Here is a 24,070-nt window from a genome sequence, read left to right on the forward strand (position 1 = left end):
GGTGTTGGGTCGCGACGGGGGCGTTGTTGCGTGTGGGGGATCAGGCCTGCAGGCCGGCCTCGATCTCCAGGGTGATGGTGATCTTGTCGCCGACCACGGCGCCGCCGCCCTCGAGCGGCATGTCGATGCTGATGCCGAAGTCCTTGCGGTTGATGACGGTGCTGGCCTCGAAGCCGGCGACCGGGCCGTGTCCCATGCCCGGGTTAACGCCGTTGAACTCGAGCTTGAGCTCGACCTGGCGGGTCACGCCGTGCAGGGTGAAGTCGCCGTCGACCACGAAGTCCTCGCCCTTGGCGCGCACGCCGGTGGACGTGAAGGTGGCGGTCGGGAACTGCTCGGCGTCGAAGAAGTCGGCTGCGCGGAGGTGGTTGTCGCGCTGCTCGTTGTCGGTGGTGATGGATGCGACCTGGATCTCGGCCTCGACGGACGGGGTGCCGTCCGCGGCGACGGTGATGGCGCCGGTGAAGTCCTGGAAGCGTCCGCGGACCTTGCTGACCATCAGGTGCCGCACGGAGAAGCCGACGGTGGAGTGGCTGGCGTCGATGGCCCAGGTGCCTGCGGTCAGGGTGGGGAGGGCGATGGCGGTGGTCATGTGGACTCCTCGTAAGTAGTTCAAATTTCAAGCATGTGCACTGTCCAACGGTCCCTCGGCCGCGGATATTTCCCGGGGTGATGTGACCTGTAGCACAGAGAACCGCCGGCCGAGGGAATCGGCCGGCGGTCCCTCCTGGGATCACCCGATGAGCGCCAGGGATCAGTCGAGCGTCGCCGCGGCCAGCACCGCCCGCAGCGCCGACGCCGTGACCGACGACTCGATACCCATGCCCCACTGCGTCTTGCCGTTCATCCGGCACTGGGCGAAGGTGATGGCCTGCCCGCCCGCGCCCTCGGCGACCGACTGCAGCGACATCGCGAGCACCTCCACCGGACAGCCGTGGTCGGCCAGGATCAGGGTGAGCGCCTCGACCGGCCCGCTCGCCGAGGCCTCTCCGTTGACCTGCACATCGCCGAGCGTCGCGCGGACCGTCAGGTGGTCGCCGTTCCCGAGGTGTTCGAGCGACCACTTGTCGAGGACGCCGTGGTGGGCGTACTCGGCCGTCAGCAGCTTCCACAGCTCCTCGGCGGTCACCTCACCGCCGCCGTCGTCGGTGGTGTGCTGCACCCGTCGCGCGAAGTCGATCTGCAGGGCACGCGGCAGGTCGAGCCCGTAGCCGGTCTGCAGCAGGTACGCGACGCCGCCCTTGCCGGACTGGCTGTTCACCCGGATGATCGCCTCGTAGTCGCGGCCGATGTCTGCGGGATCGATCGGCAGGTACGGCATCTCCCACGGCTGCACCACGGGCTCCACTCCTGCCGCCTTCGCCGCCGCGTTGTGCTGGGTGAACCCCTTCTTGATCGCGTCCTGATGGGTGCCCGAGAACGCCGTGAACACCAGATCGCCCACGTACGGGTGGCGTGGATGGACATCGATCCTGTTGCAGTGCTCCACCGTTCGCCGCACCGCGTCGAGGTCGGAGAAGTCGATCATCGGGTCGATGCCCTGCGAGTGCAGGTTCAGCCCGAGCGTCACGAGGTCCACGTTCCCGGTCCGCTCACCGTTGCCGAACAGGCAGCCCTCCACGCGCTGCGCGCCCGCGAGCATCGCCAACTCCGACGACGCGACGCCGGTGCCCCGGTCGTTGTGCGTGTGGACCGAGAGGATCACCGACTCGCGTCGGTCGAGGTGCCGGTGCATGTACTCGATCTGATCGGCGAAGACGTTCGGCGTCGCCGTCTCGACGGTGGTCGGGAAGTTGTGGGAGACCGGCCGGTCCGGGCTGGCGTCCCAGACCTCGGTGATGCTGTTGCAGATCTCGAGGATGAAGTCCGGCTCGGTCAGGTTGAACACCTCGGGGGCGAACTGGTATCGCATGCCGGGAATGGTGTCGCCGATCCGGGCCACGTACTCCACTGACTTCAGGATGTGGGCGAGCAACTCCTTGCGGTCCTGGCCCAGCACCATGGATCGCCACATCGGAGCGGTGGGGACGTAGACGTGGAGCACCACGTTGGCGAGGCCGCGCACCGATTCGAAGGTCCGATCGATCAGGTCGGGCCGCGCGGCGGTGAACGCCACGACCGTGACGTCGTCCGGCACCAGGTCGAAGGTCACCAGGTCGCGGGTGAAGTCGAACTCGGCCTGGCTGGACGCCGGGTAGCCGCACTCGATCTCCTTGTATCCCATCCGGACCAGCTGCTCGAACATCAACCGCTTGCGGGCGGTGTCCATCGGTTCGGGGAGGGCCTGGTTGCCGTCGCGTAGGTCGACGGGCGCCCAGAGCGGGGCCTCGGTGAGGCGGTTGGACGGCCATTGACGTCCGATGCCGTCGTCCGGTGGCGTCGGCACCCGGTCGAAATGCGACCGGTAGCGGTGCGAGGGCATTCCGGACGGAACTTGGCGATTCCACTTCATGTCGGCTCCTGGGGTGAGAGGAGGCGGTCGACATACTCGAATCCCGCGGTGGAGAGGGGCCTGATCAGTTCCTGTCCGCGGCTCACGGCGTGTCGCCCGTACATGGCATGAGAGTTAGGCTATGTGAGATCGACCACGGCGGAGAAGGCAATTGCCCGATTCGGGTAATGGGCACCCCCGCAGGACGAGTGCGCTCAATCTACCCGCTGATCAGCTGTTTTTCCGGTGCTGCCGCTCGCCCTTCGGGCTCTCGAGGCCCTCGATTCCGACGGCACGGGGCTCGTGCAATGCCCGCTGTTCGCTGCGTTCGAGCTCGACATCGAACTCCAGATCCTCGTGCTGATGGCGGCGGAAGAGGAAGAGGAAGACGATCCAGCCGACGATCGCGACCAGGATGAAGCTCACCCCGCGGTACACGAAGGCGGCAGCCACGGCCTGCGAGGCGCTGATGCTGGCCGCCGTGGTGAGGGTGGCGATCAGGGTGGCGTCGACGAATACCAGGCCGCCGGGCGCGAGTGGGATGGTGCCGACGGCCTTGCCCGCCGCGAAGGCGATCAGCAGCCCGGACAGGGCGGGGTCGGCGCCGATCGCGTAGCAGGCCGCGGCGAGACAGGCGAGGTCCGCGACGCGGTGCACGGCGGACCAACCGAGGGTGATCGCGCCGTCCCGCTTGCCCAGCTGCACCGACTCGAGCTGTTCGAGCATCTCCCGCACCGCGGGCATCCCGGTGTCGGCGGGCTTGTTGCGCATCGCGTTCACGCGCACGAGCACCCAGCGGACTGCCGCCTCGATGGAGTTCGGATGCGCCGAGACGTAGCGGACGGCGAAGATCAGCGCGATCAGACCCGCGATGGAGAAGGTCAGCGTGAAGGGGCTGACCGAGCCGCCGACCAGCAGCGCGCCCCCGACCCCGATCAGCGCCAGCCCGATCCCCGCGATCACCCCGGAGATCGCCAGTTGCCAGGACGCCACGACGGGGCTGGCGCCCCAGCGTCGGGTTTCCCGGTAGGTGAACGCCGTCGAGAAGACCTGACCGGCGGGCAGCGTCACCGCCATCGCGGTGGACGCGTAGACCACCGAGACCGACTTGCGCTGGCTGACGGTCACCCCGCCCGCCCGGAGCAGCTGTTTCTGGACGCGCCCGTATCCGCTGAGTGAGACGGCCTGCGCGACGATGCACACGGCCAGCCAGCCCCAGTGGATCTCGGAGAGCGCGATCCAGGAATCGTGCAGTCGCGGCCACAGGTACGCGCCCTCGGCGAGGAGCAGGGCCACGAGCAGTACGCCCGCCACCCACTTGAGCCACCAGAACCGCCCGCGCGGACGGGCGGGTGCCGGCCCCTCCGATGCGTGGGGGACGAGCTCGCTCCGATCGGGCTGCGGCGTTACCACCTGCCCAGCGTAACCAAGCAATTCACTCATCTAGGGATACTGGACCGGCCAGGCGAGGTGAGTGACCCGGTTGCGGCCGCGCAGCTGCACCTGATCGCCCAGCTCCCACTCGGCCTGTTCCTCGTCGTCGGCGAAATACAGTGCGCTGGTCGAGGCCAGTACCCGGCTCGGCCGCAGTTTGGCCAGCTCGGTCAGGCGCGACGCCTCGTTGACCGGGTCGCCGATCACGGTGTACTCGAAACGCTCGGCGGCGCCGATGTTCCCGGCCACCGCCAGGCCCGCCGACACGCCGATGCCGATGTCGAGCCCGGTGATGTCGTTGAGCGCGAACCGCAACTCCCGCGCCGCGGCCAGCGCCGCGGACGGTGCGTCCGGCCGGTCCAGCGGCGCCCCGAAGATGGCCAGCGCGGCGTCACCCATGAACTTGTTGACGAATCCGTGGTGCTGGTCGACGACGTCGACGACGACCCGGAAGAACTCGTTGAGCAACCGGACCACTTCGCCGGGGGGCTGTTCGGCCGCCGCGCCCGTCGAGCCGACCATGTCCACGAACAGCACGGCCACGAAACGGGTCTCGCCGCCCAGTTCCGTACCGAATTGCAGGGCCCGGCGCGCCACGTCCTCCCCGACGTGCTGGCCGAACAGTTCGCGCAGCAGCTTGCGTTCACCGGCGTCCTTCATCATCCGGTTGAACCCGACCTGCAGCCTGCCGATCTCGCTGCCGTCGAACACCTCCACCTGGACATCGGTGGCACCGCGCTGCACCCGCTCGATGGCCCTGCGGAGCTGCCGGATCGGATCCGAGATCTGGCTGGCGGTCAGCATCGAGAGGGAGAACGCGGTGGTGATTGCCAGCCCGGACAGCAAGATGATCGCGATGGCCAGCGCGTTGGTCGAGAACTGCAGATCGGTACTCAGCTGGGTCGCGCACAGCAGGATGATCCCGATCACCGGCATCAGGGTGCCTAGACCCCAGGTCATCGCCATCCGGGGCCCGACGCCAGGTGCCAGGAGGCGGTCGAACTGCCCCTCGCTCAGTGCCTTTGCCGCGACCGGCCGGAGGATCCGCTCGCCGAGCATGTAGGTGAACCCGAAGGTGGTGGTCGCCGCCATGCACACCGTCACGATCACGGCGACGGCGAGCTCCGGCATCTCCCAGACGGTGAGGAAGACGAACAGCACGCCACCGATGACCCAGAGAATCAGGTGCACGATCGCCTGGCGGAGCGGGGCGTGTAGCGCGGACATCTGCTCGCCGCGGGTCGGCGGACCCCCACGCAGCTGCCAGCGGATCACCGACCGCAGCATCATCGCCGCCGCGCCGAGGCTGACGATCCCGGCGAAGAACAGGTAGATGCCGAAGATGACGACGTTGCGGACGCGATCCGCGATGATCGCCTGGGACTCCGAGATGGGCAGGCCGTACCGGATGAAGGCCAGCACGAGGACCGCGCCGAAAAAGTTGGCCAGGATCATCGAGCCCATGTAGAGCGGCCAGCGACTACGCATGGTCAGCGCGACCGCTCGATAGGAGGATGCCAGCACAGGACCAACTTAGTCGTGCGGTGCCGGTGCCGAGCGCACCGCGTCTACGCGGCGTGACCTGGACCTCACAGCCCGCCCTGCCGCGCCGATCTCCGCCTCCCGCACAACGCCCCATCGGCCGATAGGCTCGCCGGGGTGAGCGCGAACGAGCCGCGATCGGATCTGCCGCCCTACGGTGACGCCCGGGCGGTGCACCCCATCGTGCGGGTGGGCGCCGAATGGACGTGGCGGCTGCTCGTCCTCTTCGCCGGGCTGGTCACCCTCGGCTACCTGATCAGCAAACTGGACACGGTGCTCATCCCCGTCGGCCTTGCGCTGCTGGCCGCCGCCCTGCTCTACCCGCTGGTGGACTGGATGCAGCGCAGGGGGGTGCCGCGATCGGCGGGCGTGGTGGTGGTGCTCGTCGTCGCGATCGGCGTCGTCGCAGGGATCATGACCTTCGTCGTCGAGCAGTTCATCGCGGGCCTGCCGGAGCTGACCGACCAATTCACCCATTCCGTCGATCAGATCCAGGATTGGCTGACCGCGGGCCCGTTCCACTTCTCCGAGGACCAGATCCGGCAGGCCGGCGATTCGGTGGTCAAGTCGATCCAGGACAACAAGGAGGCGGTGACCAGCGGCGCGCTGACCACCGGCAAGGTGATCGGGGAGCTGTTCACCGGCGCCGCGCTGACGCTGTTCACGGTCATCTTCTTCCTGTACGGCGGCGAACAGATCTGGGAGTTCGTCACCCGTGTGGTCCCCTCGGCCTCGCGTGAGCGGGTCCGGCTGGCGGGCAGCCAGGGCTTCGGCTCCCTCGTCGGGTACGTCCGGGCGACCGTGGTGGTCGCGGCGGCCGACGCGGTGGGGATCGGGGTCGGGCTGGCGATACTCGGGGTGCCGCTGGCGCTGCCGCTGGCCTCGCTGGTCTTCGTCGGCGCGTTCATCCCGATCGTCGGTGCCTTCGTGACGGGCTTCGTCGCGGTGCTCGTCGCGCTGGTCACGAAGGGACTGATCACCGCTCTGATCACCCTCGGCATCATCATCGGGATCATGCAGCTCGAGGGTCACGTGCTGCAGCCGTTGCTGCTCGGGCGCGCGGTCCGGCTACACCCACTGGCAGTGGTGCTGGCGATCACCACCGGCATCGTGCTCGCCGGGATCGTCGGCGGCCTGCTCGCGGTGCCGATCGTCGCGGTGCTGAACACCGCGATCCGGTCGCTGCTCTCCTCCGACCAGGCGGAGGTGCCGGACGAGGTGGAGGTCGCCGACCCGCGGATACCGCTCTTCCCGGCGACGCCGGACGAGCTGCCGTGAGCATTTTCGGCCCGCAGGAGGACCAGAAGGACTCACGGGCCACCGAGCCGCTGTGGCGGGCCGCGCAGGTGTTCCGGTTGGCCACGCTGGTGTACGCGGTCGGCTATCAGGTCGCGTCGGTGTCGGACTACACGCGGCCGACGCTGAGCTGGGTCATGGTCGCGCTGATGGCGGTGTGGTCGGGCCTCGCGGCGGTCGGGCTGTCCATGAACACGGCGGCGCGTCGGTGGTTGGTCGCCGCCGACCAGGTGGTGGTCGTGGCGCTGATGGCCTCGACCCGGTTGGTGTCCGATCAGGACTGGTACTCCACGCATCAGACCCTGCCCACCACGCTGTGGGCCACGAACGCGGTGATCTCCGCGGCGATCCTCGGCGGGCCATTGCTCGGGGTCGCATCCGGGGCGTCAATCTCGGTGGTCAGCGCGCTGGTCCGGGGCCCGATCGACCTCGACCTGGGGCGCGACGCCACCGCGCCGATCCTGATCTCGGTGGGGCTCGCGCTCGGGCTGGCCGCCAACACCGCGCGGCGTTCGCACGCGCAACTCGAGCGTGCCGCGCGGCTGACCGCCGCCGCGGAGGCGCGCGAGCGGCTCGGGCGCGAGGTTCACGACGGGGTGCTGCAGGTGCTTGCGTACGTCCGCCGTCGCGGCACCGAGATCGGTGGCCCGACATTGGAATTGGCGACGCTGGCGGGTGAGCAGGAGGTGGCGCTGCGGGAGCTGATCTCGGAGCAGGCGGCCCCCCAGCGCGGCGACGGTGACGTGGACCTGGGGCCGCTGCTGCGCGGCGAGGCGAGCACCGCGGTGTCGGTGTCGACACCTGCCGTCCCCGTCCTGATGGCGCGGGAGCGGGCGGCGGAGGTCGCGGCCGTGGTGCGGACGGCCCTGTCGAACGTCGAGCTCCACGCCGGCGGGTACGCGAAAGCCTATGTCCTGCTTGAGGATCTCGGCGAGGAGGTGATCGTCTCCGTGCGCGACGACGGCGTCGGGTTCGCCCCCGGCCGCCTCGCCGAGGCCGAGGCGGAGGGGCGAATGGGGGTGTCGCGCTCCATCCTCGGCCGGGTCGCGGACCTCGGCGGCACCGCGACGCTGGAAAACGCCGAGGGCGAGGGTGTCGAATGGGAGATCAGGGTGAGCAAGCAGGTGTCGGGGAAGGGGAGAGCGTGACGGAGCCGCTGACGGTCATGGTGGTCGATGACCACCCCATGTGGCGGGACGGGGTGGCCCGCGACCTCGAGGCGGCGGGCTTCGCGGTGGTGGCCACCGCGGACGGTGTGACGGCGGCGCGCACGCGCGCGGCGGCGGCGCGGCCCGCCGTGGTCCTGATGGACATGCAGCTGCCCGACGGAAACGGGGCGCAGGCCACGGCCGCGGTGCTGGCGGCCTCGCCGGACTCGACCGTGCTGGTGTTGTCGGCGTCGGCGGAGCGTGAGGACGTGCTCGAGGCGATCAAGGCGGGGGCAACCGGATACCTGGTCAAGAGCGCCTCGGCCGCCGAATTGGTGGACGCCGTGCGGGCCACCGCCGCGGGCCAGGCCGTGTTCACTCCTGGACTCGCGGGGCTGGTGCTCGGCGAGTATCGGCGCATCGCAACCGGTCCGTCCGATGACCGCGCCCCCGAGGTGCCCCGGCTCACCGAGCGCGAGACGGAGGTGCTGCGGTTGGTGGCAAAGGGCCTGAGCGCCAAGCAGATCGCCACCCGACTCACGCTCAGCCACCGGACGGTCGAGAACCACGTCCAGGCCACGCTCCGCAAGCTCCAGCTCGCGAACCGCGTGGAGCTGACCCGATACGCCATCGAGCGCGGGCTGGAGTGAGAGAGCGGCGCCGCATATCCTGGCGGCATGGATGCGAGGGATCTGCGGGTGTCCGATGCGGAACGCGAGCACGTCGGGCAGCTGCTCCAGCGTGCGGTCGGGCAGGGGATGCTCTCGCTCGGTGAGTTCACCGAACGCATGGACACCACGCTCGCCGCGAAGACACGGGGTGAGCTGAACGCGGTGCTGGTCGACCTGCCCGGGATACAGCTGGTGGGTGAGCACGCGCCGCAGGCGGTGCCGTACCCCCAGCCCGCCTACCCCCAGCCCGCCCCGTACGCGCAGCCGCATCCCCAGCCTCAGCCGCACTTCGCCGCCGCAGAGCCGTATCGGGGAACGGTCGGGCATCCGGGCGGTGTTGTGCGCGGACGGATGTCGACGGTGAAACGCCAGGGACCGTGGCAGGTGTCGCCGACGCTGCACGTGGACAGCATGATGTCCGATGTGACCCTGGACTTCACCGAGGCGATCATGACCAGCCAGGTCGTGGAGATCGTCGTGTCGGACTACTTCAGCTCCATCTCGATCGTCGTCCCGCCCGAGGCCACCGTCGACCTCAATGCCGTCGAGACGGTCGCGGGCAGCGCCACCAACAAGGTCCGCACCGGCCCCCCGATCGGCCCGCTGCACGTCGTGGTGCGGGGGAAGGTGCGGTTCGGCTCGCTGACCGCCAAGCACCCGTTCGGCACCACCTGGAAGCGGATGCTGGGCTGACCGCCGAGAGGTCCGTATGGATCTCGCGCGCAAAACCCCCATTCCGATCGGGTAGTACTACTCATGTGATCGGCGGCCCGTGCGCCGATCGTTGACGCATGATCAATCTCGAAGGCAATTCTGTCGTAGGCCCCCAGATCGATCCGCAGTTGGTCGCGCGGCTGTCCGGCGAGTTCGACGCGCTCGGGCTGCACATGCGTGGTGTCGCCGCGGACCTGACTCGGCTCCGGTCGCAGCTCGAGATCCCCGCGCCGCAGGCGCCCGTGCAACCGCCGGTCTACGCTGCGCAGCCCCCGGTCCCTCAGTCGCAGGTCCAGCGGCCGGCGGCCCCGGTTCCGCCTGCGCCGCAGGCCGTTCCGCCGGGTTTTGTGCAACCCGCCCCGTGGCCGCCGGTTCGCCCGCAGGCCGCCCGACGAGAGCCCCGCGAGCCGTGGTGGCAGCGCGACGGCATGGTCAGCCGGGTGCTCGCCGTCGCGGGCGCGGCGGTGACCCTGATCGGCGTGCTGATGCTGCTGGTGCTCGCCGCGCAGGCCGGGTTCTTCGGCCCGGTGGCCCGGGTGAGCGCAGGCGCGGTGTTCGCCGCGGCCCTGGTCGCGGCGGGCATCCGCGTGTTCGGGCGCCCGGGCGGACGGATCGGTGGCCTCGCCCTGGTGGGCACCGGCGTCGCGGGTGGGTACCTGGACGTGGTCGCCGCGACCTCGTACTACGGCTGGCTTTTGCCGGTCGTCGGCCTCGCGCTCGCCTTCGGGATCGCGGCGGGCGGGATGACGCTGGCGACGCGCTGGCAGTCGCAACCGCTGGCCGCGCTCACCGTGGTCGCGGTGGCGGTGCTCGCCCCGGCCCTGGCGGACGGGTTCACCGTCACCCTGCTCGTCTTCCTGATCCTGCTCCAGGTCGCCGCGTTCCCGCCCCAGCTCGGCAGGGACTGGCCGTATCTGCATGCGGCACGGACGATTCCGGCCGTACTCGCGATGCTGATCGCGCTCGCCGACGCCACCTGGAACGGGGCCTCGCCGTGGTCAGGGGGGCATCGCCCTGTCGCGGTGGCACTGCTGTCCCTCGCGGTGGTGGTCGCCGTGGTCGGTGTCGGATCGGCCGTGGTGCTGGTGCGTCGCAACGCATCCGACGTCACCGCGACGGTGATGCTCGCGCTCGGGGCGCTGCCACTGCTGTTCTCGGGCGGCGTCGCGGGCCGATGGACGGAGGTGGCGCTGCAGTGCGGGCTCGCGGCCGGGCTGCTCGCCGTGCTGGCGGTCGTGCGGCCGCTGCCAGGGCACACCCGGGTCGCGATGGCGGCGGTCGCGTCACTGGCGGTGCTGCAGGCGAGCGCCGGTGCCAGCCCGCGGGACGCGCTCCCGGTGGTGCTGCTCGCGTTGGCGCTCGGACTTGTCGCGGTCGCCGGTCAGGCCCGCTCCCGGATCGCCTACGGCGCCGGGATCGGCTTCGGGTCGATCGGCGCGCTGCTGTTCCTCGACGCCGCCCCGCCGGAGGCACTGGCGAACCAGGCCGACGCGATCGGCTCACTCGCCGTCATCGCGTCCGGCTCGATGCTGGCTGCTCTGATGGTTCTCGTTGTCGGGCAGGCGCATTCGATGGGCCTGCTCGACGATCGGCGGGCTGATGTGGCCTGGATCGCGGCGGGGATGGGCGCCCTGTACGCGGGCACCGCGGCGGTGGTGGCCACCGGTGTCGCGGCGCTCGGTGCCGACCGGGGCTTCATCGCCGGACACTGCGCGGCCACCCTGGTCGCGATGGTGCTCGCGACGGTGTCGCTGCGGTGGGGGCTCGCACACCAGGAGCGGGCGCATCTGGCGCTCGGAGCCGGCCTGACCCTGACCTTCGCGGCCCTGGCCAAGCTCTTCCTGTTCGACCTGGCGACGCTGGACGGGATGTTCCGCGTGCTGGCGTTCATCGGAGTCGGGCTGTTGCTGCTGGCGGCGGGGACCCGGTACGCCAGGGCCTTCGCCGAGGGCGCACAGCGCGGCCGGGTGCAGACATAGCCACCCGGCCTGCGGCTGCTCGCTCTCAGTCCTCCTGGTGGCGGGCGAGCAGCTCGCTGACGCTCACCGTCGGCGAGCCGGCCGAGTGCCGGTGCCTGCCCTGATCCTCGGACAAGCCTGCGGACTGCTCCGAGCCGTTGGTCTGCGGAGGAGTCGCCTGCGGCGGCCGCGGCACCTTCAGCTCGGCCAGCCAGCTCTCGATCGGACGGGAATCCCGCTCCGTCTGAGCCGGGTTGGGGGGTACGGCGCCGCCGGACGGTCGCGGGGCCTGCGCCGGACGCGGGGCCCGCGCCGGATCGACGGCGGGCGGGTGCGCCCGGGGAATCGGCTCAGTCAGCGGTTCCGACAGCGGCTCCGCGGTCTCTGCGACCTCGGTGGCTGCCGCGGTGCGCGCGGGCAGCACCTGCTCGACCGCGGCCCTGGTGAGGGGGACGGGATTCGAGGGCCGCGGCTCGACCGGCATCGGCATCGGGGGTGTCACGATCACCGGGACGTCGGACGGCATCCGCTCGTCCTCGAGGACCGGCTCGCCCAGGCCCAGCTTCTCCTGGATGCGCTTCATCCAGGCGGGCGCCCACCAGCAGTCGTCGCCGAGCAGCTTCATGGTCGCCGGCACCAGGAACATTCGGATCAGGGTCGCGTCGATGACGAGCGCGGCGATCATGCCGTAGGCGATGTACTTCATCATCACCAGTTCGGAGAACGCGAACGCGCCGGTCACGACGATCAGGATCAACGCGGCCGCGGAGATGATGCGGCCGGTGTGCGCGGTGCCGACCCGGACGGCCTCGGTGGTGCTGGCGCCCTGCGCCCGCGCCTCCACCATTCGGGACAGCAGGAACACCTCGTAGTCGGTGGACAGGCCGTAGATGATCGCCATGATCAGCACCAGGACCGGCGACATGATCGGTCCCGGCGTGAAGTTGAGCAGCCCGGCGCCGTTTCCGTCGATGAAGATCCACGTCAGGATGCCGAGGGTCGCGCCGAGCCCGAGCGCGGTCATCAGCACGGCCTTGATCGGCAGCACCAGCGACCCGAAAGCCAGGAACATCAGCAACGTGGTCAGCAGCACCACCATGGCGACCATCAGCGGCAGGTTGTCCAGCAGCGCCGCGATCGAGTCCTGCTCGATCGCGGGCGTCCCGCCGACCAGCATGGTGACCCCGTCGGGCACGTCCATGGCCCGGAGGTAGTCGATGGTCGCCTCGGAGTCGTTGCGGTCGACCAGGCCTGCCTTGAAGACCGTCACCCCGTCCTTGGTCGGGTTGTTCACCGAGAACTTCTCGACCAGGCCGGGGGCCGCGTTGGCCTCCTTGACGATCTGGGTGATCTGCGCGCCCTGCGCGCCGTCGATCACCAGCTTGACCGGCTCGGACCGGGAGTTCGGGAACAGCTCGTTGAACTCGCCCTGCGCGACGCGGGTGGGGTTGTCCGGGGGCAGGTAGGTCTCGTTGATGCCGCCGAACTTGATGTTCGAGATCGGGATGGTGAGCAGCAGCAGGCCGATCACGATGGGGATGGTCACCTTGAGCGGGTGTTTCATGACCCACTGGGTCAGCCGGCCCCAGGCGCTGTTCTCGATCTCGTCGGTGGTCTTGGTCTTGCGCATGAACTTCAGTCCGAGCGCGTCGACCCTGCGGCCGAGTATGCCGAGGATGGCGGGCAGCACCGTCACCGAGATCACCGCGGCCAGGATGACCGCCGCGATGGCGCCGTAGGCGACCGACTTGAGGAAGCCCTGCGGGAAGATCAGCAGGCCGCCGAGGCTGGCCACGATCATCGTCGCCGAGAAGATCACGGTGCGCCCGGCCGTCATCACGGTGCGCCGCACGGCGTCGCCGGTGCTGTAGCCCTCGGCGATCTCCTCGCGGAAGCGGCTCACCATGAACAGGCCGTAGTCGATCGCCAGGCCGAGGCCGATCAGCGAGACCACCGGTGCCACGAAGGCGTTGACCTCGGTGAACTGGGTGATCAGTTTGACCACGCCGTTGGCGGCGATGATGGTGAGGCCGCCGACGATCAGCGGCAGCGCGGCGGCGACGATGCCGCCGAAGATGAAGAACAGCAGCACGCCGACGGCCGGGATGGCCAGGATCTCCATCCGCTTGACGTCGTTGGCCATGGTGTCGTTCAGCGTGCCGGTGACCGGCTGCAGTCCGGTGAGCTGGACGTCGACGCCGTCGATGTAGAACTGGTCGCGGACCTTCTTGAAGTTGGCCGCGACCTCGGTGTCGTTGTCGCCCTTGATCGCGACGCTGGCGAACGCGTGTTCCTTGGTCTTGTCGGTCATCAGCGCGAGCTTGGTCGACCAGTAGCTGCCGTTGACCTTGAGGATCTCGTCCGGGTTGTTCGCCGCCAGCTCGTCGAGGCTCTTGGTGATCTTGGCGCCGAACGCCGGGTCGTCGACGGTCTTGCCCTCCGGCGCGGTGTACACCGGGATCACGTCGGCGGTGGTGTCGCGGCCGAAGGTGCCGTCGGCCAGCTTGGCCGCCGCCACCGATTCGGAGCCGGGGTCGTCCCAGCCGCTCTGGCTGAGGTGATGCTCGAGCCCGAGGCCGTACGCGCCGAGGGCGAGCATCAGCCCGACCATCGCTCCGATTACGGCGAATCGGAGGCGGTAGACCAGTCGGCCCCAGGTGGCGAACACTATTGAACTCCTTGACGCCCGATGAGCAGGGCCGACAGCGGTCTGAACGGCTGCAACCAGGCACCCTCGTCGGGCAGGGACTCCAGGCTCACCCGCGGCAACGGCTCGCGGAACACCCCTGGGATGTCCTCGAGGTCGACGAACTCGAGGGTCTCCGAGGCGACCGCCCAGCTCGCGTGCTCACGGAAGCCAAGAACCTGCACCGGAACACCGGTTGCTGCGATGTCCTCCAACGGTCCGCGGAAAGCCTGACCGTCGGCGGAGGCGACCATGATCCCGGCCAGCCCGCCGTCCCGAGCGCGAAGGGCGATGTGGTCGAGCATGTCGGCGTCGACATCGCTGTCCTCATCGATCTTCGGCTTGGCGAACACCGCGAAACCCACATTACGCAAGGCCTCGACCCACGGGCGGACAACATCGGCGCTGCCCGAGGCGATGTTCGTGAACACCGTTGCCTCCGGCTCGAGGCGCACACCGCTGGTGCCGGACAGTTCGGCGGTCCTGCCGAGGAGCCAGCGTCCGAGGGCGTCGAATCGGGGCCGGTAGGCGGCGGTGGGGCGGCCACCGAGGATCGCGCCGAGGCCCATGTCCAGGTTCGGCGCGTCCCACACCAGCAGCACCCGCTTCTGGTGCCGCACCTCACGCGGCTCGTCCGCGAGTGAGTTTGCCCCCACTGCGTCCGTCGGTGTCGTGTCCGGTAACCGCTCGCTCACGCTCATGCTCGAACCTTTCCCCAGATCAGCTCTGTGATGGGTCGGCCAACCTGCTGCGCCTTGTTCTCGAATTTGGTGACCGGTCGCTCGTGGGTCATCGGCGAATCGGCCGGACCCTGCGCGAGATCATCCCAGTCGAGCGGTGTCAGCAGCGGTTCGGCATTGCCTGCCTCGGCGATCCACTCGGCGTACTCGGCGTGATCGGTTGCGACGTGCAGCACGCCGCCGGGCATCAGCCGCTCCGCGATCAGCTTGAACGTCGGGCCCTGCAGCAGCCGGCGCTTGTGGTGGCGGGCCTTGGGCCAGGGGTCGGGGAAGAACACCCGCACGCCGGTCAGCGTCTCCGGCCCCAGCATGTTCTCGAGCACGTCGACGGCGTCGCCGCGCAGCACCCGGATGTTGGGGATCGAGTCCCGCTCGATCGCCTGCAGCAGCTGGGCGAGACCGGGCCGGTACACCTCGATCGCGATCAGGTTGGCGTGCGGCTCGGCCTTGGCCATCGCGGCGGTCGCGGTGCCGGTGCCGCTGCCGATCTCCACGATGGTCGGGGCCTCGCGGCCGAACCACCCGGCGACGTCCAGCGGAGCGTCGGAGACATCGGCGCCGATCGTGGGCCAGAGCCGGTCCCAGGTCTGCTGCTGAGGGTCGGTCAGGGCGCCGCGGCGGGAGCGGAAACTGGTCACCCGGGGGTACAGGCGGGAGCCCTGTTCGGTGGCCCCTGCCACCCGGGATTTCGCGTCATTCACCCGACCATTGTCACGCATGACGGAGGGTTGTGGCAGGTGGGTCTGAAGTGAAAGTTGAGACTTTCTCAGACGAGCACCACCTTGCCGGTGGTCAGACGACCTTCGAGCCGGGCGTGCGCGACCGATGCCTGCGCCAACGGGAGGGTCTCGACCTGCGGTTTCAGCTCCCCGGCGGCTGCCGCGGCGAGCGCCTCGCCTGCCCAGCGCCTGATGTTGTCCGGCGTGAATCCGCCGGCCGGGCCGAGGGTCGTCGCCGCGGTGATGTCGCGCTCGGCGAGCTCGGCCTCGGTGAACCCCGCGGGCGCGCCGGAGGCGAAGCCGAAGAACAGGGCGCGGCCGCCGCGACCGAGCAGCTCCACCGCGCCCCTGGCGATGTCACCCCCGACCCCGTCGAGGAGTGCCGTCGCGCCGGCACCGCCGAGATGCGCGCGCACCTTCGCCTGCCAATCGGGCTGCCGGTAGTCGACCGCGAGGTCGGCACCGAGGGCGGTCGCCAGCGCAGTCTTCTCGGGCCCGCCGGCCAGGCCGATCACCCGGGCGCCCACCCTGTGCGCCGACTGGACGAGGAGCGTGCCGAGCCCGCCTGCCGCCGCCGTGACGAGTACGACGTCCCCCGCGGTGAGACGCGCGGCCTCCAGGACCCCGAACGCCGTCCGTCCGGTGCCTGCCATCGCGATCGCCTCTGGTGCGCCGAGCCCGGGACCGACGGACAGCAGATCGGTGGTCGGTGCCACCGCGAATCGGGCGTAGCCACCGTTGGCATTCCCGAGCGACACCGCGACCCGGGCGCCCAGCCACGCCGAGTCGGCCCCCGCTCCGAGTCGCTCGACGACGCCGGCCACCTCACGGCCAGGGACATACGGCACCGTCGGCAGGCCGCCGGGCCCGAACGGTCTGCCCGATCGGACCGCGGTGTCGACCAGGTGGACGCCGCTGGCCTCCACCGCGATCCGCACCCGCCCCGGGCCGGGCTCGGGATCGGGGACCCGCTCGAGACGCAGGTTCTCCGCGGGTCCGAATTCGCGCACTACGACGGCTTCCATTGGCTCCCTTTCGATGTCGCCGGTCCTGGCGTGCTCCCGTCGACCATGCAACCTGGAGTGCGGTTGAGGTCAAGGGCTCGATTCCCGGGGCTTCCGCTGCGCCGGGCCGCGAAGGCTGCGATCATTCGGTACGCGCCGGGGGGCGCGTTCTTTTTCTTTGGGGGGTGACGCGGTGGCGTCGATGAAATTCGAAGCGACGGTCGACGGGCTACGACGATCGGCGACTGAGGCGGATCCGGCGGCCGGGGCCCTGGTGAGGCGGGCCGTGGCTGGGTACCGCGCTCCGGTGCGGGTGCAGGTGACCGGCCGCGCGGGCGTCGGCCGGTCCGCGGTCATCGCGGCGCTCGGTCCGATCCAGGGGGCCGAGGTCGTCGAGACCGCCGCCTGGGACGTGCCGGGCGCCGAGGATCCGGTGCTGACCGCGGAGCTGATCGTGCTAGTGGTGTGCGACCCGCCGCGCCGCGCAGACCTGGCCGCGGCGGGCGCCGCGGGGGATCGGGCGCTGGCCGTCCTGAACAAGGCGGACACGCTGGCCGACTCCGCTGTTGCCGCCGAGCGCGCCGCGGCGGTCCTCGGTGTGCCCTGTCTGCCCGTGGACAGTCGGTCGCAGTTCGGCGTGGCCGATCTACGGATCGCGGTGGCCGAGCGGGTCGAGGCCTGCCGGGCCGCCAGGGCCGCGGCGCTGTCGACGGAGCTGCGGGCGCTGATCGGGACCGCGACCGTCCGCGACGCGGTCGAGGAGTACCTGGCGGGCGACGAGGCGCTGACGGTCGCCGTCGCGGCGATCCATCCGCGCGAGGGGGAGATGCCGCCGGATCCACAGCCGGACGATCCCGCTCTCGCGCTGCGTCGGGCCCGGACGTGGCGGGGCCGGATGAACGGCGGCTTCGATGCGCGCAGCACAAGGGCGGCCCTGACGCTGCACCGGAGGGCCGTTCGGCAGTGGGCCCGCGGGGAGGTCCGGTGAACGACACGGTGCCGCAGGAGTTGGCCGCGGTGCTGCGACGGTGGAATCCCGGCGCGCTGGCCGGTCTGGAGCGGCCCGCGCCGCCCGAGCCGGATCCGGGCGGCGCAGTGACGGTGGCGGTTCTCGGCGTGCCAGGCGGTGGCCGCGGCGATCTGATCGCCGCGCTCACGGAGGCCGGGGCGGGGAGTCGCGAGCTGCGGTTCGCCGAGGCGCCCGCCCCCACGGCAGGCGTGGCCCTGATGGTGCTCGACGCCGCGGCGCCGCTCGGGCGGGAGGAACTCGAGCTGTTACGAGACGGCGCCGAGTCCGCGCACACGGTGCTGTTCGCGCTCACCGAGATCGACGCGCACCACGACTGGGCGGCGGTCGCGCGACGGAACGCCGAGTTGGTCACCGAGCACATGCCCCGGTTCGCGGGTGCCGTGATCCACCCGGTCTCCGTGCCGGACGATCGCGGCATCGAGGAGCTGGTCGCGGCGCTGCTGGACGCGACCACGGCCGTCCCCGAGCGACAGGCACGGCTGTGGATGCGGGCGGCGGGCGCGGCCGAACAGGCAGGTGCCCTGATCCGGGCCTCGGCCGAATCGCTGCGCGCGACCGACGACACCGCGGCGCTGCGGGCCGAGCGGTCCGCGCTGGTGGCAGACCGGGACGGGTGGCGCGGCGATCGGGCCGCGGTGCTGCGCAGGCTCACCGCGCTGGCCCGCGTGGACCTGGTGCACGAGGTGAGCGACCAGGTGCGGGCGGAGTCCGCCGCGGCGCGGGAGGCCATCGACCGCGCCGACCGCACCGCGCTGGCGGCATACCCGCAACACCTGCGGGACGCCGTCGCAGCGCTGACCGCGAGGGTGGACGCGGCGGCGGACGCGCGCCTGGCCGAGGTCAGCGCGCAGGTGCTGGGCACGGCGCTACCCGACGAGAACCGAACACCGACGGTGCCGGCGATCGAGGAGCCCGCGCCGCGGCACCGCGGGCTCGAGGACCGGATGATGATCGTGTTCGGGGCGTCCGCCGGGCTGGGTCTCGGCCGGATGGTGATGGCTCCGCTGTCGACCGTGCCCGCGCTCGACCTCGCCAGCATCCCGGTGACCCTGCTGCTCGGCGGCGGCGCCGCGTTGTGGCTGACCCGGGCCCGCGGACACCTGGCCGATCGCGCGCACCTCCGCCAGTGGGCGGTGGAGACGCTGGCGACGGTGCGGTCGGGGTTGGAGCAGCGGGTGCTGGGCCGGCTGGTCGACACCGAGGCCAGGTGCGCCGAGGCGGTCCTGGCGCGGCATCGCGAGCGGACGCGCGAGTTCGAGGACCGGCTGGCCGCGCTCGATCGGCAGCTGCGGGAGCATGCGGGCAGCAGGGCCGGAAAACTGGCCGCCTGCGACCGTGATCTCGCTGTGCTCGAGGCGTACGGGAGCGGTCACCGTTCGGTAACGGTGGAACCGTCGGCGGCGGCGCTGCGTCCAATCACGTAGCGACCAGTCCAGCTAACGGAAGGAGTCGTGGTGATGATGCACGACGACATGCTGCTGCTCGGCACGCTCGGCCCAGCCCAGCACCCGATCGGCCCCGACGCCGGCGAGGTGGAGCTGCACGCTCCCACCGTGGACCTCGACGACGACGGGATCCTCGATACCAGGACCTACTCGGCAGGCGGGACCCTGTACGTGTCCTCTGACCTGGACGAAGACGGGTTCGCCGACCACATCACCGCCGTCGAGGGCGACGGTGGCTACGAGTCCTGGCAGGCCAACCGGGGGTCCGACGGAGAGGTCCGGTGGGCCAGGACCGACCACGGCAGCCTGTAGCCCGCCGGGGTCGGGAGGGGGCCGGATCGGTGGCCGCGGTGGAGCCGATCACGATGGGGTCAGGGATGTGCCGTGGGCGATTTTTCGCAATCGCCAGTGGGGTTGGACACTTGTCCGTATAAAGATCACGGTGCGATGACTCGCCACCCCTGAAAATTCTGGCGCCCCTCGGCCGCGACAGTCTCGACGCTACGTGGCTCGGCGCTGTACCTGATCGAATGGAGATCTCCACATGTCTCACACCCCGATGAGCCGCGTGGCCGCCGTTGCCGCGTCCGCTGCCCTCGTTGCGACCGGCCTGACCGTCGGACTGGGCGCCGGTACCGCCAGCGCTGCCGCGTGCAACCAGTCCAGCACGCACAGCAAGAACGACATCTCGACGTGGGGTATCACCCACAACTACTCCAAGACGGTCTCGGCCACCCAGGCCGCGCCGGGCACCCTCGTCACGTACACGACGGTCGTCTCCACCACTGGCATCGGAAACCCGTATGTCAACACCATCAACGACATCCCGCCGGTGGGCTTCGGCGCTCCCGTCAAGGCGACCGTGACGGCGTTCTCGGTTGGCATCCCGACCGGCCAGCACGAGGCCGACGTCACCCCCTCGGCGAACGGCGAGGGCTGGAAGGTGACCAGCACCGGTTGGTTCGTCAACTCCGGCAACCCGGTCACCCTGAAGATGACCTACAAGGTCCCGGACAACTCCGTTCCCGGCTCGCAGATCACCAGCCGGGGCACCGGCGTCGCGGGCACCGTGGGCGTCGGCGAGGAAATGCCGAACCTGACCGCCTGCTTCACCGTGCGCATCCCGAACCCGGGTGAGGCCGTGCTCAGCGTCGCGGACGGCACCGGCACCGGTTCCGCGGAGGGCCAGCTCAGCTCCACCGGCTCGATCAGCGACGTTCTCGGCGACACCATCAGCAACGTGCTCAAGAACGGCAGCTAGTCCTTTCTGAACAGCTAGACCACGAACACCTCCGGAGATGACAGGAGGGGGCCGTCGGGGACCCCTCCGAGGACGAGCGATCGGCCCTCAGTCGCCTCCGGGGGTGTTCGGCTGTCTCCGGGCGTCTCACGCCCGCGCGCGGCCGAGAACACCCCGCGTGAGATCACTGAATCGGTCTTGTGACTCATCGGACAAGACCCGATTCCCTACGGGGGGACACTCAGCGTTAACCTCGTACCAGGACACCCGGCGCCCGTGTCCTCCGTTTGTCGTCTGCGTTCGCACGCATGCGTCGACGGAGCAGCGGGATGCGCCCCGCCGAGAGGGGAAAACCGACTACATCGTCAACTGCATTCGTGCAGATGGCGGTGGTTGGACGGTACCGGCACACCCAGGAGAGTTTGATGACCTCAGCGACCATTCCCGGTCTGAACGGAACTGACGGCACCGCACCCACCTCGCACAGCGAGCTGCTCGCCTGGGTGCAAGAGGTTGCCGAGCTCACCCAGCCCGACCGCGTCGTGTTCGCCGACGGCTCCGACGAGGAGTGGGAGCGGCTCACCGACAAGCTGGTCGAGGCGGGCACCTTCACGCGGCTCAACGCCGAGAAGAAGCCGAACTCGTTCCTCGGCAATTCGGATCCCTCCGATGTGGCGCGCGTCGAGTCGCGGACCTACATCTGCTCCCGCGAGGAGATCGACGCAGGCCCCACCAACAACTGGATGGACCCGGCCGAGATGCGCGGCCTCATGACCGACCTCTACCGCGGCAGCATGCGCGGACGCACCATGTACGTGGTGCCGTTCTGCATGGGCCCGCTCGGTGCCGACGACCCGAAGCTGGGCGTGGAGATCACCGACTCCGAGTACGTCGTCGTCTCGATGCGCATCATGACCCGGATGGGCCAGGCCGCGCTCGACAAGCTGGGCTCCGACAAGCCGTTCGTGAAGGCGCTGCACTCCGTGGGCGCGCCGCTGGCCGACGGCCAGGCCGACGTGCCGTGGCCCTGCAACGACACCAAGTACATCACCCACTTCCCCGAGGACCGCGAGATCTGGAGCTACGGCTCCGGCTACGGCGGCAACGCGCTGCTCGGCAAGAAGTGCTACTCGCTGCGCATCGCGTCCGCCATGGCCCACGACGAGGGCTGGCTGGCCGAGCACATGCTGATCCTCAAGCTGATCTCGCCCGAGGACAAGGCGTACTACGTCGCGGCGGCCTTCCCGTCCGCGTGTGGCAAGACCAACCTCGCGATGATCCAGCCGACCATCCCCGGATGGCGTGCCGAGACCCTCGGCGACGACATCGCGTGGATGCGGTTCGGTGAGGACGGCCGCCTGTACGCCGTCAACCCGGAGTTCGGCTTCTTCGGCGTCGCGCCTGGCACCAACTACGGCTCGAACCCCAACGCGATGAAGACGCTCGAGGCGGGCAACTCGCTGTACACGAACGTCGGACTGACCGACGACGGCGACGTGTGGTGGGAGGGCCTCGAGGGCGAGCCGCAGCACCTGGTCGACTGGAAGGGCAACGACTGGACCCCCGAGTCCGGCGAGAAGGCCGCCCACCCGAACTCGCGCTACTGCACCCCGATGTCGCAGTGCCCGATCCTGGCCCCCGAGTGGGACGACCCGCAGGGCGTGCCGATCTCGGCGATCCTGTTCGGCGGTCGCCGCAAGACCACCGTCCCGCTGGTCAGCGAGTCCTTCGACTGGCAGCACGGCACCTTCCTCGGCGCGACGCTCTCGTCCGAGCAGACCGCCGCGGCCGAGGGTGCGGTCGGCACCGTCCGTCGCGACCCGATGGCGATGATCCCGTTCATCGGCTACAACGCCGGTGACTACCTGAACCACTGGATCACCCTCGGCAAGAACGCCGACTCGGAGAAGCTGCCGAAGATCTTCTACGTCAACTGGTTCCGTCGTGGCGACGACGGCCGGTTCCTGTGGCCCGGGTTCGGCGAGAACTCTCGCGTGCTCAAGTGGATCATCGACCGCATCGAGCACAAGGCCGGCGCGCAGGCGACCCCGATCGGCTACGTGCCGACCGCGGCGGACCTCGAGCTGACCGGTCTCGACGTCGAGGCCGCCGACGTCGACGAGGCGCTGGCCGTCAACGTCGACGAGTGGAAGCAGGAGATCCCGCTCATCACCGAGTGGTTCGAGTTCCTCGGCGAGAAGGTGCCCTCCGGCATCCGCGACGAGTTCGAGGCGCTCAAGCAGCGTCTGGGCTAGTCCGACCCAGTTCTCCACTGATGCCACATCGGTTCACCTCGCGTGAACCGGTGTGGCATCGGGTCGTTCATGGGGTGGCGACGGCCTGCGTCAGGCGAGCAGGCTCGGCTCGTCCTCGTTCGACAGCGTGAGCACGGCCTTGACGATGTGCGGGTGCGCCTCGAGCTGATCCTCCAGGTCGCGAAGGATGCCGGCGACCGTGTGCTCGGCCAGGTCGCCCACCAGATCGACGCCCGCGACCAGGTACACCTGGCGGGGGCCCAGGTACTCCATCCGCAGGAACGTCACCCGGCTCACCTCGGGCAGCGACAGCAGCGTCTCGAGACCCGCGCCGCGCAGCTGCGGCGATGCCTCCTCGCCGACCAGGAAGCGCCGGTTGCGGTCGATGAGGATCAGCGCGACCACGCCGAGCAGCACGCCGACCGCGATGGAGCCGAGGGCGTCCGGAACCGGCGAGCCGGTCAGCTGGTGCGCCAGCACGCCGGCGAACGCGATCACCAGACCGACCAGCGCGGCGGCGTCCTCCGCGAACACGGCGCGGACCGTCGGATCGGACGTCTTGAGCGCGTGCTCGAGCAGATCCCGGTCGGCGTCGGACGCCTCCGAGCGCAGCTGCCGGAACGCCTGTCGGAAGGAGATCGCCTCCAGCACGAACGAGATCCCGAGGACCGCGTAGGCCACCCCGAAGTCGCTGGCCGGTTCCGGATTGAACAGTTCCTGGACGCCGTGGGTGATCGAGACGCCCGCGCCGAGCGCGAACAGGCCGAGTGCCGCGAACATCGACCAGATGTAGGCCTCGCGGCCGAACCCGAGCGGGTGTGCCTTGTCGGCCGCGTGTCGGGACCGCCGGTTGGCGATCAGCAGCAGCACCTCGTTCCCGGTGTCCGCCCAGGAATGGGTCGCCTCGGCGACCATGGAGGCGGACCCCGTCAGCGCGGCGGCGACCGACTTCGCCACCGCGATAGCAAGATTCGCGCCGAACGCGAGGAGCACGGTGAGCGTGCTCTCGTCGCCGGCATTCGGGTTCTGCGCCGGAGTGGAGTCTGGCTGATTCTCGGACTGGCTCACTCCCGAACAATAGGCGCCGCGCCCGAGCCGTGTGAATTGTCCAACCGTTCAGCGGATCGTCCACGCGAGACCCCCCGGACGACTTACCCTTTCGGTTTGTCAGTGTTCATGTGGACATACGTTCAGTTGAGAGGGTCGAATATGCAGGCAGCAACCCGGGGCGGTCTCAAGCGTCTCGCCGGCGGTGCAGCGATCGCCGTCGCCACCGTCGCCACCGTCACGATGACCATGCCGGCAACGGCATCCGCGGCGACGGTTCTGCCGCCCGAGGTCAACGCTTCGTCGTCGGGCAACAGCATCACCATGTCCATCAAGAACCCGAACCCGTTGTGGACTCTGACCGGATGCCAGGCCTTCGTGGTCAACGCGAAGGACGTGCCCGCGGTGGTCGACAACCCGGCCAAGCTCCTCGACCCGGGCGTGGTCGTGTACCCGAACGTGTCGAACCCGCTGACGCTGTTCGGCGCGCTGCCCGGCCAGACCGTCACCAGCACCACCCAGGACATCCCCACCGGGCTGTACGGCGTCGTCGGCGGTTGCGTGGCCCTCCTCGACCTGATGCACCCCGTCATCGACAAGCCTCAGGTCATGCAGGTCGGGCTCCTGCCCGGCGGCAGCTCGGACGGCAGCTCCGCCCTCTCGTTCGGCAGCTGACCCACGCAGACGAACGGCCCCGCGAACCGAATGGT

The 24,070-nt window shown here is 70.0% G+C and carries 20 protein-coding genes; 11 read left to right on the forward strand and 9 right to left on the reverse strand.

Features of this window, described 5'->3' with window-relative positions; translation table 11 throughout:
* Positions 1-40: 40 nt before the first annotated feature.
* The 4 genes from ACWFRB_RS23405 to ACWFRB_RS23420 form a co-directional block, all read right to left on the reverse strand.
* On the reverse strand, positions 41-592 hold the full coding sequence (locus ACWFRB_RS23405; protein WP_452643632.1) for a YceI family protein: 552 nt from the start codon (positions 590-592) through the stop codon (positions 41-43).
* A 162-nt stretch (positions 593-754) separates the two neighbouring features.
* The gene (locus ACWFRB_RS23410) at positions 755-2,452 is read right to left on the reverse strand and encodes a 2-isopropylmalate synthase (RefSeq protein WP_452643633.1); all 1,698 of its coding nucleotides are present in this window, start codon (positions 2,450-2,452) and stop codon (positions 755-757) included.
* A gap of 210 nt (positions 2,453-2,662) precedes the next feature.
* Entirely contained in the window at positions 2,663-3,844 is a 1,182-nt protein-coding gene (locus tag ACWFRB_RS23415; RefSeq protein ID WP_452643634.1) for a lysylphosphatidylglycerol synthase transmembrane domain-containing protein, read from the reverse strand.
* Between the two features lie 30 nt (positions 3,845-3,874).
* Positions 3,875-5,329 carry an adenylate/guanylate cyclase domain-containing protein gene (locus ACWFRB_RS23420; protein WP_072750759.1) on the reverse strand — a complete coding sequence of 485 codons (1,455 nt, stop codon included), beginning with the start codon at positions 5,327-5,329 and terminating at the stop codon, positions 3,875-3,877.
* A gap of 195 nt (positions 5,330-5,524) precedes the next feature.
* Here ACWFRB_RS23420 and ACWFRB_RS23425 point away from each other — a divergent pair, with 195 nt between their 5' ends.
* From ACWFRB_RS23425 to ACWFRB_RS23445, 5 genes are all read left to right on the forward strand, one after another.
* Entirely contained in the window at positions 5,525-6,685 is a 1,161-nt protein-coding gene (locus tag ACWFRB_RS23425) for an AI-2E family transporter (RefSeq protein WP_452643635.1), read from the forward strand.
* Complete coding sequence (gene macS / locus ACWFRB_RS23430; protein WP_452643636.1) at positions 6,682-7,851, forward strand: MacS family sensor histidine kinase; 1,170 nt, start codon at positions 6,682-6,684, stop codon at positions 7,849-7,851. The genes ACWFRB_RS23425 and macS overlap by 4 nt, the downstream gene beginning before the upstream one ends.
* The gene (locus tag ACWFRB_RS23435; RefSeq protein ID WP_452643637.1) at positions 7,803-8,501 is read left to right on the forward strand and encodes a response regulator; all 699 of its coding nucleotides are present in this window, start codon (positions 7,803-7,805) and stop codon (positions 8,499-8,501) included. Before macS ends, ACWFRB_RS23435 begins: the two co-directional genes overlap by 49 nt.
* A gap of 27 nt (positions 8,502-8,528) precedes the next feature.
* On the forward strand, positions 8,529-9,215 hold the full coding sequence (locus ACWFRB_RS23440) for a DUF1707 SHOCT-like domain-containing protein (protein WP_452643638.1): 687 nt from the start codon (positions 8,529-8,531) through the stop codon (positions 9,213-9,215).
* A gap of 98 nt (positions 9,216-9,313) precedes the next feature.
* Positions 9,314-11,215: a DUF2339 domain-containing protein gene (locus ACWFRB_RS23445; RefSeq protein ID WP_452643639.1), complete on the forward strand. Its 1,902-nt coding sequence runs from the start codon at positions 9,314-9,316 to the stop codon at positions 11,213-11,215.
* 25 nt (positions 11,216-11,240) lie between these two features.
* On the opposite strand, the gene ACWFRB_RS23450 is transcribed toward ACWFRB_RS23445, so the two are convergent.
* The 4 genes from ACWFRB_RS23450 to ACWFRB_RS23465 are packed head-to-tail and all read right to left on the reverse strand — an operon-like array spanning position 11,241 to position 16,364.
* Positions 11,241-13,862 carry an MMPL family transporter gene (locus tag ACWFRB_RS23450; protein ID WP_452643640.1) on the reverse strand — a complete coding sequence of 874 codons (2,622 nt, stop codon included), beginning with the start codon at positions 13,860-13,862 and terminating at the stop codon, positions 11,241-11,243.
* Entirely contained in the window at positions 13,862-14,581 is a 720-nt protein-coding gene (locus ACWFRB_RS23455) for an NYN domain-containing protein (RefSeq protein ID WP_452643641.1), read from the reverse strand. Before ACWFRB_RS23455 ends, ACWFRB_RS23450 begins: the two co-directional genes overlap by 1 nt.
* Positions 14,578-15,339, reverse strand: coding sequence for a tRNA (guanosine(46)-N7)-methyltransferase TrmB (gene trmB / locus ACWFRB_RS23460; RefSeq protein WP_452643642.1), 762 nt, complete (start codon positions 15,337-15,339; stop codon positions 14,578-14,580). The genes ACWFRB_RS23455 and trmB overlap by 4 nt, the downstream gene beginning before the upstream one ends.
* Positions 15,340-15,386: 47 nt before the next feature.
* Positions 15,387-16,364: a zinc-binding dehydrogenase gene (locus ACWFRB_RS23465; RefSeq protein WP_452643643.1), complete on the reverse strand. Its 978-nt coding sequence runs from the start codon at positions 16,362-16,364 to the stop codon at positions 15,387-15,389.
* Between the two features lie 181 nt (positions 16,365-16,545).
* Between ACWFRB_RS23465 and ACWFRB_RS23470 the strand changes: the two genes are divergently transcribed.
* The 5 genes from ACWFRB_RS23470 to ACWFRB_RS23490 all read left to right on the forward strand — a co-directional run bounded on the left by ACWFRB_RS23470 (position 16,546) and on the right by ACWFRB_RS23490 (position 22,313).
* On the forward strand, positions 16,546-17,331 hold the full coding sequence (locus ACWFRB_RS23470) for a hypothetical protein (protein ID WP_452643644.1): 786 nt from the start codon (positions 16,546-16,548) through the stop codon (positions 17,329-17,331).
* Positions 17,328-18,797, forward strand: a complete 1,470-nt coding sequence (locus ACWFRB_RS23475; protein ID WP_452643645.1) for a hypothetical protein — start codon at positions 17,328-17,330, stop codon at positions 18,795-18,797. The genes ACWFRB_RS23470 and ACWFRB_RS23475 overlap by 4 nt, the downstream gene beginning before the upstream one ends.
* A gap of 33 nt (positions 18,798-18,830) precedes the next feature.
* On the forward strand, positions 18,831-19,130 hold the full coding sequence (locus ACWFRB_RS23480; protein WP_452643646.1) for a DUF6802 family protein: 300 nt from the start codon (positions 18,831-18,833) through the stop codon (positions 19,128-19,130).
* Between the two features lie 232 nt (positions 19,131-19,362).
* The gene (locus ACWFRB_RS23485; protein WP_452643647.1) at positions 19,363-20,079 is read left to right on the forward strand and encodes a hypothetical protein; all 717 of its coding nucleotides are present in this window, start codon (positions 19,363-19,365) and stop codon (positions 20,077-20,079) included.
* 404 nt (positions 20,080-20,483) lie between these two features.
* Positions 20,484-22,313, forward strand: a complete 1,830-nt coding sequence (locus ACWFRB_RS23490) for a phosphoenolpyruvate carboxykinase (GTP) (RefSeq protein ID WP_452643648.1) — start codon at positions 20,484-20,486, stop codon at positions 22,311-22,313.
* Between the two features lie 90 nt (positions 22,314-22,403).
* Here ACWFRB_RS23490 and ACWFRB_RS23495 read toward each other — a convergent pair whose 3' ends face one another.
* Positions 22,404-23,381, reverse strand: coding sequence for a cation diffusion facilitator family transporter (locus tag ACWFRB_RS23495; RefSeq protein ID WP_452643649.1), 978 nt, complete (start codon positions 23,379-23,381; stop codon positions 22,404-22,406).
* Between the two features lie 141 nt (positions 23,382-23,522).
* Here ACWFRB_RS23495 and ACWFRB_RS23500 point away from each other — a divergent pair, with 141 nt between their 5' ends.
* A complete protein-coding gene (locus ACWFRB_RS23500) occupies positions 23,523-24,035 on the forward strand; it encodes a hypothetical protein (protein WP_452643650.1) in 513 nt (170 codons plus the stop codon).
* Positions 24,036-24,070: the final 35 nt, after the last annotated feature.

The organism is Rhodococcus sp. NPDC055112 (genome assembly GCF_053607505.1).

Coding starts and splice junctions, on each gene's coding strand:
- ACWFRB_RS23500 (WP_452643650.1), top strand. CDS start 23,523: ATGCAGGCAGCAACCCGGGGCGGTCTCAAGCGTCTCGCCGGCGGTGCA.
- ACWFRB_RS23490 (WP_452643648.1), top strand. CDS start 20,484: ATGACCTCAGCGACCATTCCCGGTCTGAACGGAACTGACGGCACCGCA.
- ACWFRB_RS23465 (WP_452643643.1), bottom strand. CDS start 16,364: ATGGAAGCCGTCGTAGTGCGCGAATTCGGACCCGCGGAGAACCTGCGT.
- ACWFRB_RS23405 (WP_452643632.1), bottom strand. CDS start 592: ATGACCACCGCCATCGCCCTCCCCACCCTGACCGCAGGCACCTGGGCC.
- ACWFRB_RS23480 (WP_452643646.1), top strand. CDS start 18,831: ATGATGCACGACGACATGCTGCTGCTCGGCACGCTCGGCCCAGCCCAG.
- ACWFRB_RS23445 (WP_452643639.1), top strand. CDS start 9,314: ATGATCAATCTCGAAGGCAATTCTGTCGTAGGCCCCCAGATCGATCCG.
- ACWFRB_RS23420 (WP_072750759.1), bottom strand. CDS start 5,329: ATGGGCTCGATGATCCTGGCCAACTTTTTCGGCGCGGTCCTCGTGCTG.
- ACWFRB_RS23410 (WP_452643633.1), bottom strand. CDS start 2,452: ATGAAGTGGAATCGCCAAGTTCCGTCCGGAATGCCCTCGCACCGCTAC.
- ACWFRB_RS23440 (WP_452643638.1), top strand. CDS start 8,529: ATGGATGCGAGGGATCTGCGGGTGTCCGATGCGGAACGCGAGCACGTC.
- trmB (WP_452643642.1), bottom strand. CDS start 15,339: ATGCGTGACAATGGTCGGGTGAATGACGCGAAATCCCGGGTGGCAGGG.
- ACWFRB_RS23470 (WP_452643644.1), top strand. CDS start 16,546: ATGAAATTCGAAGCGACGGTCGACGGGCTACGACGATCGGCGACTGAG.
- ACWFRB_RS23455 (WP_452643641.1), bottom strand. CDS start 14,581: ATGAGCGTGAGCGAGCGGTTACCGGACACGACACCGACGGACGCAGTG.
- ACWFRB_RS23435 (WP_452643637.1), top strand. CDS start 7,803: ATGGGAGATCAGGGTGAGCAAGCAGGTGTCGGGGAAGGGGAGAGCGTG.
- ACWFRB_RS23485 (WP_452643647.1), top strand. CDS start 19,363: ATGTCTCACACCCCGATGAGCCGCGTGGCCGCCGTTGCCGCGTCCGCT.